16 protein-coding genes are annotated in these 18,945 nt (G+C 53.7%); 2 read left to right on the forward strand and 14 right to left on the reverse strand.

The window, feature by feature from the left end; translation table 11 throughout:
- Window positions 1–305: 305 nt before the first annotated feature.
- Entirely contained in the window at window positions 306–1,358 is a 1,053-nt protein-coding gene (locus tag ACILP3_RS08305; protein WP_395616187.1) for an FAD-binding oxidoreductase, read from the forward strand.
- Between the two features lie 159 nt (window positions 1,359–1,517).
- Entirely contained in the window at window positions 1,518–2,870 is a 1,353-nt protein-coding gene (gene rfbH / locus ACILP3_RS08310) for a lipopolysaccharide biosynthesis protein RfbH (protein ID WP_395616188.1), read from the forward strand.
- Between the two features lie 309 nt (window positions 2,871–3,179).
- Here rfbH and ACILP3_RS08315 read toward each other — a convergent pair whose 3' ends face one another.
- From ACILP3_RS08315 to ACILP3_RS08380, 14 genes are all read right to left on the reverse strand, one after another.
- The gene (locus tag ACILP3_RS08315) at window positions 3,180–4,850 is read right to left on the reverse strand and encodes an ArnT family glycosyltransferase (protein ID WP_395616189.1); all 1,671 of its coding nucleotides are present in this window, start codon (window positions 4,848–4,850) and stop codon (window positions 3,180–3,182) included.
- A complete protein-coding gene (locus tag ACILP3_RS08320; RefSeq protein WP_395616190.1) occupies window positions 4,847–6,232 on the reverse strand; it encodes a hypothetical protein in 1,386 nt (461 codons plus the stop codon). Before ACILP3_RS08320 ends, ACILP3_RS08315 begins: the two co-directional genes overlap by 4 nt.
- Window positions 6,232–6,612, reverse strand: a complete 381-nt coding sequence (locus ACILP3_RS08325; protein ID WP_395616191.1) for a GtrA family protein — start codon at window positions 6,610–6,612, stop codon at window positions 6,232–6,234. The genes ACILP3_RS08320 and ACILP3_RS08325 overlap by 1 nt, the downstream gene beginning before the upstream one ends.
- A 46-nt stretch (window positions 6,613–6,658) precedes the next feature.
- Window positions 6,659–7,630, reverse strand: coding sequence for a glycosyltransferase family 2 protein (locus ACILP3_RS08330; protein WP_395616192.1), 972 nt, complete (start codon window positions 7,628–7,630; stop codon window positions 6,659–6,661).
- Window positions 7,620–8,762: a hypothetical protein gene (locus tag ACILP3_RS08335; RefSeq protein WP_395616193.1), complete on the reverse strand. Its 1,143-nt coding sequence runs from the start codon at window positions 8,760–8,762 to the stop codon at window positions 7,620–7,622. The genes ACILP3_RS08330 and ACILP3_RS08335 overlap by 11 nt, the downstream gene beginning before the upstream one ends.
- Window positions 8,762–10,777 (reverse strand): SLBB domain-containing protein, encoded by a 2,016-nt coding sequence (locus ACILP3_RS08340; protein ID WP_395616194.1) that lies wholly within the window; start codon window positions 10,775–10,777, stop codon window positions 8,762–8,764. The genes ACILP3_RS08335 and ACILP3_RS08340 overlap by 1 nt, the downstream gene beginning before the upstream one ends.
- A 5-nt stretch (window positions 10,778–10,782) precedes the next feature.
- A complete protein-coding gene (locus ACILP3_RS08345) occupies window positions 10,783–11,772 on the reverse strand; it encodes an NAD-dependent epimerase/dehydratase family protein (RefSeq protein WP_395616195.1) in 990 nt (329 codons plus the stop codon).
- A 5-nt stretch (window positions 11,773–11,777) separates the two neighbouring features.
- Window positions 11,778–13,520, reverse strand: a complete 1,743-nt coding sequence (locus ACILP3_RS08350) for a thiamine pyrophosphate-binding protein (RefSeq protein WP_395616196.1) — start codon at window positions 13,518–13,520, stop codon at window positions 11,778–11,780.
- The gene (locus tag ACILP3_RS08355; protein ID WP_395616197.1) at window positions 13,517–14,221 is read right to left on the reverse strand and encodes a hypothetical protein; all 705 of its coding nucleotides are present in this window, start codon (window positions 14,219–14,221) and stop codon (window positions 13,517–13,519) included. Before ACILP3_RS08355 ends, ACILP3_RS08350 begins: the two co-directional genes overlap by 4 nt.
- Window positions 14,221–14,922 carry an aldolase/citrate lyase family protein gene (locus ACILP3_RS08360; protein WP_395616198.1) on the reverse strand — a complete coding sequence of 234 codons (702 nt, stop codon included), beginning with the start codon at window positions 14,920–14,922 and terminating at the stop codon, window positions 14,221–14,223. The genes ACILP3_RS08355 and ACILP3_RS08360 overlap by 1 nt, the downstream gene beginning before the upstream one ends.
- 174 nt (window positions 14,923–15,096) lie before the next feature.
- On the reverse strand, window positions 15,097–16,179 hold the full coding sequence (gene rfbG / locus ACILP3_RS08365) for a CDP-glucose 4,6-dehydratase (protein WP_395616202.1): 1,083 nt from the start codon (window positions 16,177–16,179) through the stop codon (window positions 15,097–15,099).
- Window positions 16,173–16,940: a glucose-1-phosphate cytidylyltransferase gene (gene rfbF, locus ACILP3_RS08370; RefSeq protein WP_395616203.1), complete on the reverse strand. Its 768-nt coding sequence runs from the start codon at window positions 16,938–16,940 to the stop codon at window positions 16,173–16,175. Before rfbF ends, rfbG begins: the two co-directional genes overlap by 7 nt.
- A gap of 154 nt (window positions 16,941–17,094) precedes the next feature.
- On the reverse strand, window positions 17,095–17,853 hold the full coding sequence (locus tag ACILP3_RS08375) for a M23 family metallopeptidase (RefSeq protein ID WP_395616199.1): 759 nt from the start codon (window positions 17,851–17,853) through the stop codon (window positions 17,095–17,097).
- A 657-nt stretch (window positions 17,854–18,510) separates the two neighbouring features.
- Window positions 18,511–18,945 (reverse strand): hypothetical protein (locus ACILP3_RS08380; protein ID WP_395616200.1); only part of this gene is annotated, 435 nt, incomplete at its 5' end.

Below are 18,945 nucleotides of genomic sequence, written 5' to 3' on the forward strand. Positions count from 1 at the left end.
CCGCTTGCGCTTAATCCACACAAAGCGTTGAATCGTAAGATTGGCGAAGCTACCAGTAGCAAAATTTTGTTGTTGTTTTGCCTTAAGCTCTTGCGTCCTGAAAGGCCTTTGAAAAGTAATTATCTAAGATTCTTAATAAGAAAACAATCTTTACATAAGTGCGTGACACCGCCACAAAGAGACGACGGCCTTGCCCTCCCGACATCGATATTTATTAAGCGCGGGTGGAATCAGGATAAATTTATAGCTATATGTTTATGGCATTTTGAATATTAATTCGACGTTTTAGGAATGTTAAATTAACTATGGTGCAAGTTAATCTTACCACAGGTCTGCATTTTGACTGTTCGGACGGAATTTCGATTCTAGAATCTGCAGCAAAAGCACAAATCGCACTTCCCTACAGTTGCAAAACTGGTCGTTGCAGCTCTTGCAAATGCAAGGTCTTAAGTGGGCAAAGTCAACCGTTGGTTGACGAACTCGGTTTGACAACTGAAGAAAAAGAAGATGGTTGGATTCTAAGCTGCGCTCGAACGGCTGCGTCCGATCTGTTAATTGACGTGGAAGATATAAGTGGATTTGCTATTCCAACAGTTAAAACCCTTCCAGCCCGAATAAGCAGCCTCAAAAAATTAGCACCAGATGTTTTGCGCGTAATCCTAAGGGTGCCACCGAATAGTATTTTGAACTATTTACCTGGCCAGTACGTTAACGTGATCGGTGCGGGCGGCGTTCGGCGAAGCTACTCTATAGCTAACGCGCCATCGACAGACGGCCAGCTTGAGTTGCACATCCGTGCCGTAGTTGGAGGTGTCATGAGTAACTATTGGTTCAGCGAAGCTAAAACAGAGGATCTAGTGCGCATCAATGGACCGCTGGGTTCATTTTTTTTGCGCGAAACGGCTGGTCTAGATTTAGTGTTCCTTGCCACGGGCACCGGCATAGCGCCGATCAAGGCGATGATCGAAACCATGCCTGAGCTTGCTGCGAGCAAGCTACCTCGTTCAGTAACTGTCGTGTGGGGCGGACGGGCTCAGGATGACATGTACTTAGATGTTGATGCCATGCCAGGAAATCACGTTTTTATTCCAGTTTTGTCTCGCGCGAGCTCTTCTTGGTCAGGGGCACGCGGTTATGTACAACAAGCATTGCTAGAGGTTCAGCCGGACTTGAATAAGGCGGCTGTGTATGCCTGTGGTTCTGACGCAATGATACATAGCGCTCGGCTTGCAATGTTTGACGCTGGCTTACCTTCCAACAGATTCTATTCTGATGCTTTTGTAAGCTCGGCAGCCAATCTTGCAGGTGGCTTGGGAACACGCTTAAGCGAAAAGACTGCATCGCGGCCAACTATCTGAAGTTAGATGTGCCCACGGCGCTTCGGCGTTTGAACTGGTCGCCACGATTGCGATTGCAAACTGCTTTGGCCCTCGTTATCGCTCCGCGCCAAGAACCCATGTCAGGCTCTGAAAAGCAAGCCTCTCGATAAAATAAATCACTGAATATAGGAACCAAGCATGACCCTCGAAAACATTGCGATCGAAGCACAAACTGACACGCTTCGCAGTCAGATAATGGACTTAGTGCAACAATACGCGGATATTGTTTACGCCCCCAACGCCTTCGTCCCTGGCGAAACGGCTGTGCCGGTATCTGGCAAGGTTGTTGGCGCAAAGGAGCTGCAGCTTATGGTTGATGCGTCCTTGGATGGCTGGTTGACGACGGGACGATTTAATAAAATGTTCGAAGAACGGATGGCCAAGTTTTTAGGTGTCAAATACCTGATGACGGTCAACTCCGGTTCATCCGCTAATTTGGTTGCTTTCTCAACTCTGACCAGTTCTAAACTGGGTGATCGCGCAATCAAGCCTGGCGATGAAGTAATTGGCGTCGCTGCGGGATTTCCGACCACAGTTAACCCCATCCTACAGTTTGGAGCCGTCCCAGTATTTGTCGATGTCGAGTTAGCTACACATAATATCGACGCCAGCAAAATTGAAGCGGCAATAAGCCCCAAAACGAAGGCCATCATGCTGGCACATAGTCTCGGTAACCCCTTCAACGTTGAAGTCGTAACCGCTCTGTGTAAAAAGTATAATTTGTGGTTGATTGAAGACACCTGCGACGCGTTGGGTGCGACCTATGGCGGTCAAATGGTCGGGACATTTGGTGACATCGGGACCCTTAGCTTTTATCCGGCACATCACATTACCATGGGTGAAGGGGGCGCGGTATTTACAAATAGTGCGGAGCTTAAAATGATCGCGGAGTCTTTCAGGGACTGGGGACGCGACTGCTATTGCCCCACGGGTAAAGACAATACCTGCGATAAGCGGTTCTGCTGGACTAAGAAGGATATTGGCGGTGATTTGCCGGATGGCTATGATCATAAATACACATATAGCCACTTGGGGTACAATCTTAAGATCACAGATATGCAGGCGGCCTGCGCTCTTGCACAAATGGACCGGTTAGAGGAGTTTATAGCCAAGCGGCGTGCTAACTACTCTTATCTGAGAAACCGCTTACTTAGTTGCACCGAATTTTTGCACCTCCCCGAAGCTACGCCTAACTCAGAGCCTTCATGGTTCGGCTTCCCGTTGGTGGTGAAAGAAGATAGCGGCGTTCAACGCTCTGACCTTATTAACTTTTTGGATCAAAACAAAATTGGCACGCGCCTTTTGTTTGCGGGTAATTTAACCAAGCAGCCTTATATGGCTGGGCGTAATTTTCGGGTGAGTGGTGATTTAACGAACACCGACATTGTGATGAACCAGACGTTCTGGGTAGGCACTTATCCGGGGTTAAATGAAGAACATCTGGACTATATTGCCGGCAAATTAGAAGAGTTCTTTGGCTTAAATTTTTGAGACATCGCTGAATAGCGTTCTAGCCCATCCTGCTGGCTCGTGCTCTCAATCACATTATAGACTAAGTTAGTGAGCGATGGGATTGTTTGCACGGCCGGCATGTTCTTTCGGCGGGAGGCGCCAGATTTGTCGGCAAAGAATTGCCCGCAACACGCGCACTGTCGTGACCGCCAACTATCATCCAGTTACGATTAGAGGCTCGACGTGATTGTTGTCCATGTCGGCTGGCGAACAGCGGATTGTCGCCGCTGCATGATGGCATACCACTAAAAAGAGCATTAATTGGACCAAGACCCCGCGGCAGGGCGCTTACTCGTCGGTGGGAAAGCGCAGGATAACTACCGGCCAGCCACCTGACACTCCGCGCTCGGGGCGAAATTCGGCGACCTTCTCGCCGCGCGCAATGAGATCGCTATATTGCGACCATTCGCGGGGGAACCGCTCCTTCTCGGCGGCATAACGTGCGTACTGGCTTAGTACCGCATAATCGGCGCGGCAGGTATCAATCCTTTCGGCCAAAACCGTCCCGTAATCAATGTTGCTGCGGCCACCGCGCGCGGATGCGATTAGCGAATTGTCGATCCTCCCGTTGAGCAGCCCGCGCACGTCCTGGCAGCCCAAAATACCCAGCGGAAAGACGAAGTCGAAGTCGCTCTCCACGAGGTCAAAGGCGAAGTGCTCCACAAAGATCGTGCTGTCTGGCGCGGCGTTCGCGCGCAGCCAAGCCGAGGCCATTAGCCGGGTGTCATTCATCCGCTCACGCCCGTCGGCAAGTGCTGCGAGCAGCAGCGGGAGGAGCGCTGTGGCCAGCAGTGCGCCCCCCGCGAGCGGCACGGCACGGTAGTTCAGCCAGGCCCCAGCCAATGCCGCGACCCGCACCAGAGCCAACGCCATGAGCATAGCCAGCAACGGTACCATCGCAAGGATCCAGCGCTCCCATACGATGTTCTGGCTGCTGGCGAGCACTAACATTGCGATTCCCGTAACCAGCGCAACAGCAACGAATTCACGGCTCCGCACAGCAAACACCGCGCCGATTGCGGCAAGTGCCAGTCCAGTGATGCCGAGGGCGCGCACAAACGGTCCGCGTATATACCAGAGCGCGTTGTCGATGAGGCTGCCGCCAGTCGCACCGAGGTGATGGGGACGCACCTCACCACGGAGATTGGTGACGACCGTGTTCCACTCGATTATCAGGAAGGGCGAGATTAATACCATTGCCGCCACCGTCCCCGCCGCAGCGGCCGCAAGCAACATGAAGGTGCGCCGCCCGCTCTCAAGCCCGTCACGCCAGCGCAGCAACACCGCGCCGGCGAGCGACAGGAAGGCGACGGCGAAGGGCCATTTGGTGGTAATCGCCAACGCAACGCAGAACCCAGTTGCGACGAGCGCACGAATGCTGCCGTGACGCGCATAAGCGAGCGCGCCAAGCATCGCCGCCAGCATGAACACAGTCGCCATCATGTCCGATCGCACCAGCTGCGAATAAGTGATATGCACCGGGCTCACCGTGAGGATTGCCGCGGTCACCACCCCTGTGGGTCGGTCAAACAGACGGGTCGCGAGGCGGTAGGCGAGCGCGACCCCTGCGACCGCGATAAGCACAATGGCAATGCGGTGCGGCAGCACGAGGATGCCCGGATCGGCATAGATCGCCGCGGCGAAATTCTCGACGCTTGTGAAGCGCCCGGTCGCAAGGCCCAACCCCAGCACCGCGACATCAATCAGAGCGAGCATGTACATGGTGGTAGTGGCCGGATGGCCGAACCACTCCGGGTTGAGCTGCCCGCCGTCGATCATCCGGTAAGCACCCAGCTCAAACATCAGCTCGTCCGGATCGGTCAGCGCCGGCAAGCCGAAAGCAACCGACCAAAGCCGGAGCACCAGCGCCGCTAGCAGGATGATAGTGAGCAGCCAGTCGATGCGCGGCATTTGTGCCGAGAAAAGTCGGGGCCCGTCGACGGGAAAGCGCAGCTTCATTCGGCGATCTGCCGCTCCGGCCGCGCGACCCAAGGCAATAAAGGCGCGTCACGCCGCATCCGCCAGCGGTCGGCCCAGCCTTGCTCATATACATCGATCCAGACAGTGCGGATCGTGCTGCAAGCGATCGCGATAGCGACCAACTGGATTACGAGTGGCCGCACCAGGGGCCAAAGCGTCAGGTTCATCTCCACGATTATGTCCATATCAAATATGTAGCCATAGCGGTCGATGGTATCGATGTTTGATACGACAAGGTCATAGGAACAGCCCATTAGATAACAGCAAATGATCGCGAAACGCGGGCCCCAGCCTTGCCAGCGCTCCGTCAGCACCAACGCAGTCCAGAAGATCGGGGTATAGCCCCCGCCCTCGCTGGTGATCAGCGCGAACATGATCGCCAACAGGTAGACGCGATAACGCGAGATAGCCTCGGGCCTGAGCCAGGTGGCGGCCATCGCCATTAGCAAGAGGGCCTGCGTCGAGCGCAGCAGCACAGCGATGGCCACAGGCACCAACTCGATTGCATCCGACCCGAGCACCAGCATCGTCGGGAAGATATCGTCCTTGCTCTCGAAAAAAGAAGTGATGCCTTGGTAGGTGGTAGCTGGCCAGAAATCGAGCGGGTTGGCCATTGTGTTCTGTGCCCAGGCGGTGACGTTATGCAGGATCTGACCAAGGGTTCCAGCGCCTAACAAGGCGTAGCTGACCAGGTAAACGAGCACGGTGGCGATAAGCACGGATTCAACCCACCGCCAGCGCCGCATGATCAGTTGCGCCATGAAGGGGGCAATCAGGTAGAGCTTCATGTTGATCGATAAGGCCGCGAAGACCCAGCGCGCGCGCGCCGAACGTAGCAGCGGCATGACGGCAAGCAGGAACATTGGAAAGGCGATCAGCACGAGGTTGCCGCGCTCGATGCCGTTCAGCATCGGCCAGCCCAGCCCCATACAGATCGTACGCGGGATCGCGGTGCGGGGATCGAACTTTCGCAGCGTAAGGAACATCAGCACGACGCCAAGCGCCCAGAAGCCGAAGATAGACACATGGCCGATCCAGTCGCAGCCGCGGGCCATATAGCCGGGGCTGGAATCCAGGCCACTTGCCAGCTGATAGCAGTCGCTCACGCTGAGCGCCCGAAGGATGACGAAGGAAAGCGGCGGGTAAAGCGTGGTCCATGTTTCGAATGCGCCCTCGGGATTATATGCCCAGTAGGCGGTGTTGAACCAGTCAGCGAAGATATCGCCCGGCTCATAGAAAAACGGGGGCGGCAAATATTTGAATGTGAACAGGAACCATGTGGCGTGCACAAGGCTAACGAGGATCAGGCCCGCCAGCACCCATTCGATAAGCACCCCGCTTTGCCAGTGACGGCGGAACATCAACGGCTCCCCGCTGCTGGCCGGAACACGAAGCGTTTGAGGATAAGGAAGTTGATCGCCGAGACGATCACCACCGCCGCGAGCCCTGCAAGATAGGGCGAGGCAATCGCCTGCGACAGGGTCCACAGCACCGCAAGGCTGAGGAGATAATTCCCCGCATAGGACGCCACGAAGCGCAGCGGCGATCCGGCCTCGCCTGCAAAGGCATAGCGGCTGAAGGTGAAATAGTTAAACAGCGTTCCCACCGTATGGCTGATAAGCTGGGCGATGAACATGTCGAGCCCCAACCACAGCAGCGCGGCGTAGCAGCCATAGCCAAACAGCGTGTTGATCACGCCGGCCTGATAATAACGCAGCAGCTGCCGCCAGTTGAACTGCATATATATCCGTCCGCGCGGCGGTTCTTCTGACGGCGCCTCAGGCATCTCAGCCCTCGCCGGCATAATCGGACGGAAAATTGACCCGTTCGCGCTCGAGTACCAGCGGCTGGTTGCGTGTCCGCTCAGAGATCAGTCCGATCTGCACACCGAGCAAGCCAAAGAATAAGAACATCAACGTCATCTGCCCCTCGAGGAGGGCGGCAAACAGCCAGAACTGCCAGGAGCCGTCCCACAGCGGCGACAGCACCGCGCCAGCGAGGCAGACCAGCGTTATGAGGCCGAATAAGAAGGCAACATAGAGCGGGGCGCGCAGCAAGCCCCTTGATGATCCAGCGAGCCCGTTGAGCGCGAAGTCCAGCAACGTGAAGAAATTATTTTTAGAGCGCCCTCCTGCGCGCGGCGGACGGTCGAAGGGAATCGTTTCGATCCTATACCCCGTTTCCACCAGCATCCCGCGCACAAAGGGTTCAGGCTCGTTGAGCCGTTTCAGGGCATTTACGACCCTGCGGTCGTAAATGCCGAATCCCGTAGCGTTTGGAATCACCGGATAATCGCCGAAACGACGCTGGAGGCTGTAGGACAGGTTGCGGAAAAATTTCAACAGGACCGAGTTCTGTTCGACCTTCCGAACGCCCAGCACAATGGGTGTGCCCGCACGCCAGCGGCGTACGAATTCGGAGAGAAGCGCGGGCGAGTCTTGAAAATCGGCACACATAGAAATAACGCCGCTTCCCTGGGCGGCGTATATCGCATGGGTAGGCGAGCGCATCTGGCCAAAGTTGCGGGTGTTTACGATCAACTTGATACGCGGATCGAGGGCGCACATCTGTTTGACGATCTCAACCGTGCGGTCATTTGACTCATTGTCGATAAAGATGATGTCAAAACGCGCCGCAACGCTTTCCATCTCTGCAATTACGGCTGCCGCGATTGCCTCGACATTCTGTTCCTCGTTGCGACAAGCGATGCACACCGTCACTTCAGGGGCAGACACCAATTCCCGATCATTATGACTCATTCTGCTCCCCCAGTCTGCTTACACCATATTGCGGCGTCCGCTGGGAGCCAATTGGGGCGCCCAAAGGGGGGCGTAGGCGGTAGAATTCGATGGCCATCCACAGCAGAAATAGAGCTGCCGCAGCCGCCAACAGTGGCGAACGATATTGCCGCTCGGTCGAAACATATGGCCGTTCAAGCATACGAATATTGGCTTTTGAGGTAAGGTCCTCGACAGCCGTACCCTCAAGGAAACGGACATAATTGGTGTACAGGGTCCGGGCGACCTTTAATTCGCGGTCGAGTTCATATACCTTCGTCGAGGCATCCACGACTTCGCCCACCGTCCCCGCGCGCACACCTGGACGTTTATCGAGCGCCTCATTCAGCTGTTCTGTAAGCGCATCGCGCTCAGCCTGAAGCTGGACTATCGCCATATTCTCTGGGGTAAAGAACCTACTGGCGGCCGCAATACGCCGATCAACGTCTGCAATTGAGGCACGCAACCCCGGAATGCGTCCACTGATTGTTCCAATCGAGGCCCCGGGATCAGCATAGCCGTTCTGCAGCCGGAAAGCATCGAATTCACTCTGGGCCTTGGAAAGGCGAAGGCCAGATTTCGCAACGAGCTTTTCTAAAAGCTCCTTTTTGTATTCCGTCTGGCGCTGCATTATTCTTGCCAACTCATCACGAGTGGCATCGGTAAAGGCCGTAACGACGTCCTGAGCAATTTTTTTGTCAGTTTCGTCCATCTGGATCAATATAATTCCGCCACGCAGAGCTCTAATTTCGACCTTATTTTGGAGCCATCGATGCAGTTCGATTTTTGACATATCAAGCCGCGACTCAAGCGATAAATCCCGGATCACCCTATCGCGGGTATAGATACTGTTCCCAATTCGCAGCGCGATTTCGACAGCTGCTTGCTTCCCAAACACCGAATTCAGCGCACCAAACTGCTCAAGTGTATTGGACAGGCCAAGCGAACCGGGGTCGGTCGGGGTCAGAGATGCCTCCACACGAAATTTCTCGGGAAAGGCTGCAAAGCCAACCAGAGCAACTATGGGAACACCGAAAAGTAGGGCGCGTTTCCACAGACGATCAAGCGATTTTAATCCAGCAAGGCTGCCGGTGAAAGAGTGGCGCGGTGTCATCAGTTGATCGCCGCAACAGTCGCAGCCGCGAGGCCCAACTGGAACACTATGGAAGATATTTGCGTGATCTTAGTAAAGATGTCGCTCGACTGTGTGCGAATAGGTACGAATACTACGTCACCAGGCAATGCTTTTTGGTTAAATGCGCCTTGGGCACGGGTAAGTACGCTGCCGTTGGCACGCACCACGAAAATGTGACCACGGTTAGCCGCTTGTAGCGTACCTCCGGCTAGCTCCACATAGTCGCGTATTTTTCGTGGATTAGTCTCATCAATTTGAAATGAGGCCGGACGATAAACCGCGCCGAATACACCAATGCTGGTCGGTCGGGGGGGGATTACGAGCCGGTCACCATTCTCCAGCATGATACCGCGAGGCAGGCTCTGCGAATCGGGCTTAGTTTCCAATACCAACCGTCCATCCGGCTTTGCCTCCCGCAGTTTCGCAAGGGTCGCTTTAGCAGCGAGAAGTTGAACCTCGGAGCGGCGCTGGTCTATGCCGTTGGCGGACTGGAGCGGTGAAGAGGCTAAAGCTATTTCAAACAGGTCAAGCGCTTCTTCGAAGCTGCGCTTCTGTTGAACCATAACCGTCTGGCGTGTTAGCCCTGCGCCGTAGACAAAAGCCCGTTGGCTATACCCGCCAGCGAGCTTTATTAAGTCTTCTAGCGGCTTATTAGGCTCTACATAATAGTTGCCTGGATTGACCACTTCCCCCTCTACCCGAACAACAACCGACTGTCGGTCGGTTGGGCGCATGAGGTTGCCTTCAGCAAGAACCTGGATCACGTCTCCTGCACGAACAACTGTGCTGCCAAATTCTGTAGCTAATATTTCACGAGGCCCAGCTGGTCCGGTCATGTCAGTACTGTAGATCATAACGCGGCCAATTTCGGCAAGTTCATCTTTTCCACCAGCATAACGCAGCGCATCTTCGATCGTCTCAGAGCCGCGCAATTCGAAAATTGCTTCACGCCGAACGCTACCCGCGACCGCAATCTGCGGTGCTGCTGGGGGAATGACTATGACATCTTCATTCTCAAGCGTCACATCGTTCGCGCGGTTCCCGTTGATTAAGATATCATACAGATCGATGTCGGCAATCTCGACGCCGTCACGCACAAGCTTGGCATTCCGCCAGCTACCGCCTGCAGCGGGTCCTCCCGCTTGAAGGATCGCATTGAACGCAGTCGTTAAACTGTTGACCGAGAACGCACCGGGGTTGACCGCGTAGCCGGTTACGAACACGCGTACCCCGCGTAGCCCGGTAGTCCGTACCCCGACGCGAAAATTGCGGAACTGGGTCCCTATCGCACGCGTCAGCACGGCCTTGAGGTCGCCCTGGCGTACACCTGCAAGTGTAATTTCGCCAACAGAGGATAAGAAAATGCGCCCATTATTATCGACCGTCCGCTCCACGCTGCCTTCTGCTGAGCCGGTTAGCGAGATCGAGATCGTATCGCCTACGTTGATACGGTAGTCGGGAGGGATAGTTGCGTCGGCAGACCGTTCAAAGTCGCGCCCGCCTGGCAGGACAAGATCGGCCCCGAAACGCTGCAAGGGGCGCCCAAGCATGCGGGTGACGTAAGTCTCGAACTCGTTCGGTTCCGCTTTGCGGGTGTCTGCCGGATCACGGTCAAACAGTGACTTGGACTTCTCACTGTTTTCACGCGACTGAGTTCTGTTGCGCGACGCCTCGTCTATAATCCGCGTAGGTTCCACTCCGTCTGTTTGTTCGCTATCAGATTCGTCCTGGGTGTCTTGACGGCCATCAGACTGACGATCATCGCGTGAGGAACGTTCCTCATCAGTCGAACTTGAAACAGGGAAAGTTTGTGCATTTAGCTGAGTAGGCTGCGCCACTAGTGCAAGAAACGATGCGGAAACGGTAAGGATAGAGCGGAGCATAGATGTTTCGTAAATGTCCAAAAAACGAGAGATAGTAAAAGGTTCGGCTGACATCTGAGGCGCTCTGTTTTGTTCCTGCCGTCTCGGCCCGGGTGTTTGTGATTCTGTCATTTTTGTTACCTTAAATGGAGCTCAGGTGCTATCGTTATGGCAGTATTCAGGATTTGTTGGCCCAACGGCACGGCCGCGATGCCCGCGGCTTCCAGCAGAGAAGCATAGGTTTCAGCATCACCGGTGTAATTATTGTCGACGCTCTCCGTGATCGGCGCGCGCACGACAGTTCCGCCCAGCACGCGGGCAACTTCGGCAGCAACCTCGCGCAGTTCCAGCACTTCCCCGCCGCTGTCATAACGATATACTGACGCGCCGCTGGATCCGAGTAATTGGAATAACACAAGCGACACCAATTCGCTTATCGCAACATAGCTGCGCATCACCCGCATTGGTGCGCGTACAGAAATTGGGCGTCCGGCCAGCGCATCAATGATGAAACTTGCAAGCGCATATGTGTCATGTTTGTTAATGAAGGGCCCAGTCAGATTGTAGATACGTGTAATGACAGCACGCCGTACTGTATCGGCCTCGGCCCAAGCAACGAAGCGATCCTCGTCCTCCCGCTTGAGCCCACCGTAGATTCTCAGGTCTTCGTTCGCAGAAGGATCATCTGCGAAGGCAGCAGCACCTGAGGAGGCAACGAAAAGCCGGTCGGCGCCAATCGCACTGAGCGCCTCGAGCACAGTGCTTGAAAGCGCACGATTGGTTTCGCGATATTCGTCAGGGTCAATAACCGCAACCTTGTCCTTTGTCAGAAAGGCGAGATGAAACAAAGTCGTGGGTTCTGGGTGTAAACCGACAAGTTCGTCCAGCGGACGCTGCGCGATGGTGATTGCATCACCCAGATCAATCATTCTCGGCGAAGAGCCGAAGGCGAATACGCGTTCAGAAAATGCATCAACGCCCAAGGCCGAATGTAAACCGCGCAGCAGGCCGCGTCCGACCCAGCCACCCGCGCCCACCACGACTATACGCCGTGTGTCCTTCAAAAGCTCAGACACAGAGGAAGGTGCAAGCGCCGTTGCCAAGGTCAGAGTAAGAAGTGGTTGCATGAAGCTTACCCGATACCGGCGGGAGTTAGGTAGTCGATTTCAGGCGTCATCCGGTCGATTGGGTTTGATTCCATCGAACCGCTTTCCGTTACCCGACTGCTAATCTTGGGAAGGTAAGTCTGCTCGGGATCCACCGGCACAATGAACGCATGCAGCCCATCACTCGCCATTGCGGCAAGGAAATCCGCATCTTCCGTAAACGCTACCGGCAGACGCATGACCGGGATATCCCAAGCGGCGAAAAGCTTATCCCAAGTTGGCAGACCCAGACCCGAGCGCGTATCGCAACCAAGATACTTTCCGCCAAAATAGTTCCTCTGGGTCATCCGGATCGATGCGTGCCCCTGATCATCGAAGATGAAAATCTTGAGGTTGAGATCATTGACCCGTGCGGTACCCAGTTCCTGAAGATTCTGAGCGAAACCGCCATCACCCTCAATCAGGATGGTACGACGCCCAGGGGCCGCAATGGCTGCCCCGATCGCGCCTGACAGACCGTATCCCATAGAGGCGAGCGACTTGTTTGTAATGACGCGCTGTCCAAGTTTCTGTTTGTAAAGCTGCATGGACAGGGTGAATGCGCTGCCGCTGGAGCAAGGGATTACAAGGTCGTCATCGCGGGTCAGCGTCTCTAGGTTGACAATGAAATCATAAGGAGAGAGGTAACCGGCACCGGTTTGATTGACCGCTTCGACCCGAGGAACGGCCGCGCGGATCTGCCTGGCGCGGGCCAGCCATTCAGGTTTTGATTCCAGTTCCTGCGCCAGCATCCGGCGCAGGAAGTCATTCGCATCGGCGTTAACGGCAATGTCGGTGCGCGGATGGCCCTTGGCCAATTCGGCCGGATCGATTTCGACCTGTACGACTTTCGCTTCGCGGCCGAATTCTTGCCAATTGAACCCCGTTTGCTGAAGCCCGAGCCGGGTTCCCAGCGCGACGATAAGGTCGGACTGCTGGATGATAATGTTGGAGCTACGCTGACCCCAAGTATTTGGCCGACCGAGATAATAGGGTGCATCACCATCGACGCGGTCAGCGCCATTATATGTTGTCATCGTCGGCAGTGAAAGCTTGTCGAGGGTATCGCGCACGGCATCGACTGTACCGATTTCGACACCACCGCCGATCAGCAGCATTGGTCGATCAGCAGCGTTCCAGAGCCTAACGACCTCAGACACCCTGTCTTCCTCTGCTATCTGCAGCACCGGTGCGGACATTTCCGGAAAGGGTTCCTCGTCGCGATGGGCGGCCTGCACATCAAGCGGAAATTCGAGGAACACCGGACCTTTTCGCGGTGTCCAACTCGGCTCAATAATAGCCAGAAACTCGGCCGCTGAAACCGGCTGCTCGAGCCTCGTCGACACTTTTGTCATCGACTCCATAAGCGCGACTCCGTCGATTTCTTGTATCCCACGGGAGCGCACTTGTCCCCGGGCAAGATCGGACGTCTTTACCTGGCCGCCGATGACCAGCAGCTCCCGGCTTTCCAGCCATGCGCCGCTCACTGCGGTAACGATATTGGTCTGCCCTGGGCCAGCTGTAACCAGCGCTAGCGCCTTGGCCGGTGCGGCAATCAGGTTGAAATACTCTGCACCAATGCCGGCAGCGACTTCATGCACCACTGGCACCCCGGTCAGAAAACGGTCGAGGCTCTCGGTCAAGTGCATAATATTGCCCCCGCCGACGTAAAAATAATGTGTGTAGCCAGCCACTTTGAGCCAGGCGCCTATCTGATCACTATACTTCATGTACGTGTCCCATCCGCAATAGAGAGCAGCGAAGAGATAATGGTATGAACCTGACTTTGGCTCAGGCTGGACGATGTCTCGCGGTCATAGCCCCAGTTGGCATGAAGGGGTAGGTGAACTTGGCCCTGAAACGGCTCGAGATGACTATTCATGTCATCGACATAGACAATCATATATTTTTTCGGGTCGAGCCAATTTTGTGATTTCGCGACGTTTAACTTGCTACCTAGCTTGCGAATGTCCTCTTGTCCGAAAATCTGAATTCCATCGACACCGTTGAACGCCAAGGCCTCATGAATTGAGCTCACATTGCGTGTCGACAGAATCGCGAAACGGTCGGGGCATTGCAGCAGAATCGGCTTTAGCAGGAAGAAAAAATCATATGCCGGCATGACCTTTGGCCATTCGGGATCCTCCATGATGGTACGTCGTGCTTCGAAGAAGTCACGCGAGAAGCTCCAATCGCCTTCATCCGGAGTGATCATGTGCAGTGTGTTCGGCAAAACAGAACTGTTTGCGGCGTAAAGCCGATTATACTGCCATGCGTCGGTCACAACGCTGCGGAATGCCAAAAATTCCTCGTAATTTACGTCCTGACGAAAACCGAGCCGCCCTTTGGTGGCATGATTTGCCACGCTAAACGCCTCGAATGCGCTGTTGAATAGGACGCCATCAAAATCGAGGACAAACTTGATTTCCATCACAGGCGTTCCCGCAAGACCGATGCGCGGGCATGGGCTGCGTTGCCGATTTCGCCATAGTATGCGATTTGCATGTCCAGCAGCACCGTTTCCACAGCGAAAGCATCCATTAGAGCGTCCGGTTCAAGAAACTTTTCGACTGACATGACGCATTTACGGGTTTCGACACATGCTACGAGATCACGCAGCTCGCCGTCCCCGAGTAGCAGGTTTACGGTTTCAGTGTTGATTGTGCCACCCATCGTAGTCTTAAGCCCCCGAGCCCTTGCTGCACGGGCAACGGTTTTGACCATGGAGATTGTTTCCGGACAATTCACGCCCGATCCTCCGAAGCTAGCGGTCAGATCACTTCGCCCAACGGTAACCTCGCTAAGCTTGCTCCCTGCGTCAAGGATGGCTTCGATACGCTCAACAGCCGTAACCGTCTCAATGGTCACGCCAACGTGATTGAATGCGCCATCGGGCAGCATTTCCTGATACTTTCGCATTGCGAAGGCGCTCTCGATCATCGGGGCGACTATGCTGTCGATCCCCTGCATCATCAGGAAGCGCATATCAGACTTGGCCTCGCAACCGCCGATCTTTACGAGGTAAGGCAGCCCGTGACGTGCTGCCCAAGCGGCTTCAGCGGCAACTGAGTCGCGCGTTAGGCCTTCGGCTTCGAACTCACCCTTCAGGGAGATAATTCGTGTGAGATTCATTTGGTCATTCCTTTGTAAAAAAGCCCGCTTGACGGGCATAAAGTCCAGCTCAGTATCAGCCACGAACGCGATTATTTAGGTACTGATCCCGCGGCGAAGGCCTATCGAAAATGCGTTGGTTGCAACGAAATCTGCGTTTTTCCAGATGAGAGCAATCGTGTCAGTGCTATTTGGTCAGACAAGAGATTGGCTCTCCAATAATTTTTCTGTCAATTGGCCTCGATAAAGGTCCAGTTGTTTGGAACAAATTTCGAGGGGATCTCCCCCCCTTTCTACAAATTTGTGCCATTCTACAATTAGCGTCAGTGCCGCATCTAGTGAAAGCACAGGATTCCAGCCCAACTCGCTGCGAGCTTTAGTACAGTCGAGCTTAAGATACCTTGCCTCATGCGGCTTAGGGCCATCCTCACCGCGCCAACCGGGTGCACCCCAAGCAGCGGTAAGGCGATTAGCAATCCAGTCGACCGGCTTCGCATCTTCGTCGCGCGGTCCAAAATTCCATCCACAGGCAACGTCTTGGTCACCCGCAAAAAGGCGCTCGGCGATCATAATATATCCGCCCAAGGCCTCTAGAACATGTTGCCAGGGGCGCACTGCGTTTGGATACCGGATTAACGGCTTTTCTCCAGCAATCATGGCACGCACTATGTCTGGGATCAGTCGTGATTCCGCCCAATCTCCTCCACCGATAACATTACCTGCACGCACAGATGCAAGATAAGGCCCCGAATTAAAATAACTGCGTCGATAGGCTGAAATCACCAGCTCGGCGGCGCCCTTACTGCTGCTATAAGGGTCATAACCACCCATTGGATCGCTTTCGCGATACGGCCATACCCAATCACGATTTTCGTAGCACTTATCGCTTGTTACACAAACAATGCTCCGAAGAGAAGGGAGCCGCCGGCAACAGTCAAGTAGGTGAACCGTTCCCTGCACATTCGTGGCATAGGTTTCAACGGGCTCCTCATAAGATTTACGAACCAACGGCTGTGCCGCGAGATGGAAAACAACTTCCGCACGAGAAGCCTGAACCGCCGATTCAAGAGCGTCCATATCGCGAATATCGCCCTCGATATGCTCAACGAGATCGGCTATTCGCGCCTGTCGGAACAGGCTTGTTTCATCGGCCGGAAGCGAGAACCCCGTGACACGCGCGCCCATTTGCGAAAGCCAAACGGAGAGCCAGCTACCCTTAAAGCCAGTGTGCCCAGTGATGAGCACGCGGCGGTCCTGCCAAAACGAAGCGTTTACCATGACTTCCACGGGGGAGATTGCGACCACAACGCTTCGAGATGCAACTTGTCTCGAAGAGTGTCCATGGGCTGCCAAAACCCGTTATGGCGATAAGCGACCAATTCATCATCTGCTGCTAGAGCTTCCAACGGCCCCTGCTCCCAAATCGTTTTGGGACCGTCGATTAGATCAAGCACCGAGGGATCAAGCACAAAAAAGCCGCCGTTAATCATCCCACCGTCTCCATCGGGCTTTTCGGCAAAAGATTTTACGTGATCACCTTGAAACTCCAGCGCACCAAATCGACCGGGCGGGGCGACAGCAGTGATTGTAGCTTTTTTGCCGTGCGACTTATGGAAAGCGATTAGGGCCGCTATATCAACATCAGCAACGCCATCTCCGTATGTCATGCAAAACGGCTTATCCTCATCCAAATATTGCCGAACCAACTTAAGGCGGCCACCAGTCATAGTTTCAGCGCCGGTTTCTACCAACGTGATTTTCCATGGTTCACTCCAATTCTCGTGAACCACTGAACTATTGTTAGAGAGATCTATCGTAATGTCAGCTGTATGGAGGTGATAATTGGCAAAAAATTCTTTTATCATGTACCCCTTGTAGCCAAGACATATTATAAATTCATTAACTCCAAAGGTAGAGTAGATCTTCATGATATGCCAAATGATTGGCATTCCACCCACTTCAACCATAGGCTTTGGGCGCGAAGAGGTCTCTTCACCCAGCCTAGTGCCCAGGCCACCAGCAAGTATGACGGCTTTCATTTCCAGTTTTCCATTTCCGATTTGGCTCTTCCAAACTCTCTTTTTTGAGGCGGAAGAATTAATACTCAAATAAAATTGCTATAAAAACGTGGTTGGAATGTCAACGCGCAAAACGTAAGTAGATTCATTGAGAACATTTATTTTTCTATAGAAATTAGGGCAGCGCCGCGAGAAAGGGCTTGGGGTCCACGGCGATGCCGTCTATTACCACCTCGTAGTGCAAATGACTTCCGGTCGAGTGTCCGGTTCTTCCCATGAGACCAATAATATCATTGCGGCGAACCCTTTGTCTGGGAACAACATTGATGCGCGACAGATGGGCATAGCGTGTTCGGACCCCTTTTGAGTGTTCAATTTCTACAAAAAGCCCATAACTGCCTCGCCATTTTGCCTCTCTCACAACGCCATTTGCCGTAGCATAGATTGCGCTTCCCAATGCGCCGGGCATGTCTAGTCCTTTGTGCACGCGAAGCTCTTTCGTTATCGGATCCCTACGCCATCCAAAGTTGCTAGAAATGTAGGGCATTCTGGGGGATGCATAATCAGCCCCGCCGCGCCTTGGCTCCATCCTCGTCGACGCGGACGTTTTTAGGGTGGCTTGCTTCTGCCAAATAGAAAAAATTTGAGAAAATTCTTCAGCATGAGGCGACGCATTTGTTGTTGCATCCCTTTTGAGTTCCGAGCCAGTTATATTATTGCCCGCATAGGGACGATCAAAAGAATTTTCTTGGAGGGGCATTGTATTCCCGTTCGCCTCCTTCCAGCGAAGAAAAATTTCGCCAAAATCTCCCCCCAAAGCCTTCGGAATACTATTTTCATAGTGCTTTGGATCTCGGCCCGCGGCCGTCGCGGAGACGCCCACTGAAACCTGCATCGCCACAATTATAAGGAAGAGATATTTCAGTGAGCTCATAAGTGTTGTTTATAATAGCCACACCGATAATTGAAGGCAAAAATTTTGGGGGCAAGTTAAGTTTGGGCTGACAAAAAGCATTGAGCGCCGCCCATATTCCCGGCTAAAATGGTGCATCGTTCATTGGCACGAGATTCCGCCCGGCGTTATCGGCAGTTTGCCAGCGAAGGCACGGCAGCTAGCTTTTGGTTGCAACCTTGAAGCCCGCGTGGTGAGGCTGGAACGCAAGCGTTCCCGCCAGCATTTACCGATATTTTGCGAAGAACGATTCTTGAGAGTCGACGAGATGAGGAAGTAGCATGCCGCAGCATTGGCCTTTGCCCTCAGCCTTCGGGGAGCTAACGATTAAATTAATATATAAAACGATAGTTTATGATGAATTTCTGGGTTGCTTGCACGTTTTTTACATTTTCAGGTGCCCAGGAATCGTCATATTTTAACTATTTTGCAGATATTTAGAATGATTTTTGGGCTTTTTTGAGATGCGTTTCGCTAAAATACGCAACCATTAGATCCAGATATTTTAACGTTCGGTTTTACGAAATACAGGAGTGCGGATGTTCGCATGCCGGTAAACGCCAGACCTTCCTTTTCCAAACCAGAGTAGTCAAAAATCAATCTGGGCTGATAGCTCCCTAACAGAAGGATTTGCGTAGCTCACAAAACATACCCAATAGCATTGGCGCCATAAATGGCCTCAAATGCTGCCTCATTGCCGAAGTTATCATTGGTAAAGCTGGTCAGGGTGATGGAAGCATTGCCGGCTGTGATTGTTGAGACGCCGTCGCCAATAACCCCCGCATCAAACAACGCCCCCTCTGCGCTAGTCCGGTTCGTGAAAATAATTCTGTCACCATCATCGAAGCCACTGATTGTCACTGCAAGTGATTTACTGGCATCGATAACAAAAACATCGGTGGCGTTATCGCGCGCAATGTAACTTCCTCCATTGCTTACAATAACATCTTTTTGAATTGCGTTTTGAGAATAATTGCTTCGATCGGTGATAGCAAGAAGGGGGTCAAACGTTGTGCTGCCTACAATCTGTGTTCCACCCAACTTGATTGCGCCGCCTGGTGTGGTGAAGTCAAT

The organism is Sphingorhabdus sp. (assembly GCF_044239665.1).
Classification (GTDB): Bacteria; Pseudomonadota; Alphaproteobacteria; order Sphingomonadales; family Sphingomonadaceae; genus Sphingorhabdus_B.

Bases quoted from the DNA above. Each gene is read 5' to 3' on its own strand.
- ACILP3_RS08305 (WP_395616187.1), top strand. From the start codon at position 306: ATGGTGCAAGTTAATCTTACCACAGGTCTGCATTTTGACTGTTCGGAC.
- rfbH (WP_395616188.1), top strand. From the start codon at position 1,518: ATGACCCTCGAAAACATTGCGATCGAAGCACAAACTGACACGCTTCGC.
- ACILP3_RS08315 (WP_395616189.1), bottom strand. From the start codon at position 4,850: ATGAAGCTGCGCTTTCCCGTCGACGGGCCCCGACTTTTCTCGGCACAA.
- ACILP3_RS08320 (WP_395616190.1), bottom strand. From the start codon at position 6,232: ATGTTCCGCCGTCACTGGCAAAGCGGGGTGCTTATCGAATGGGTGCTG.
- ACILP3_RS08325 (WP_395616191.1), bottom strand. From the start codon at position 6,612: ATGCAGTTCAACTGGCGGCAGCTGCTGCGTTATTATCAGGCCGGCGTG.
- ACILP3_RS08330 (WP_395616192.1), bottom strand. From the start codon at position 7,630: ATGAGTCATAATGATCGGGAATTGGTGTCTGCCCCTGAAGTGACGGTG.
- ACILP3_RS08335 (WP_395616193.1), bottom strand. From the start codon at position 8,762: ATGACACCGCGCCACTCTTTCACCGGCAGCCTTGCTGGATTAAAATCG.
- ACILP3_RS08340 (WP_395616194.1), bottom strand. From the start codon at position 10,777: ATGACAGAATCACAAACACCCGGGCCGAGACGGCAGGAACAAAACAGA.
- ACILP3_RS08345 (WP_395616195.1), bottom strand. From the start codon at position 11,772: ATGCAACCACTTCTTACTCTGACCTTGGCAACGGCGCTTGCACCTTCC.
- ACILP3_RS08350 (WP_395616196.1), bottom strand. From the start codon at position 13,520: ATGAAGTATAGTGATCAGATAGGCGCCTGGCTCAAAGTGGCTGGCTAC.
- ACILP3_RS08355 (WP_395616197.1), bottom strand. From the start codon at position 14,221: ATGGAAATCAAGTTTGTCCTCGATTTTGATGGCGTCCTATTCAACAGC.
- ACILP3_RS08360 (WP_395616198.1), bottom strand. From the start codon at position 14,922: ATGAATCTCACACGAATTATCTCCCTGAAGGGTGAGTTCGAAGCCGAA.
- rfbG (WP_395616202.1), bottom strand. From the start codon at position 16,179: ATGGTAAACGCTTCGTTTTGGCAGGACCGCCGCGTGCTCATCACTGGG.
- rfbF (WP_395616203.1), bottom strand. From the start codon at position 16,940: ATGAAAGCCGTCATACTTGCTGGTGGCCTGGGCACTAGGCTGGGTGAA.
- ACILP3_RS08375 (WP_395616199.1), bottom strand. From the start codon at position 17,853: ATGAGCTCACTGAAATATCTCTTCCTTATAATTGTGGCGATGCAGGTT.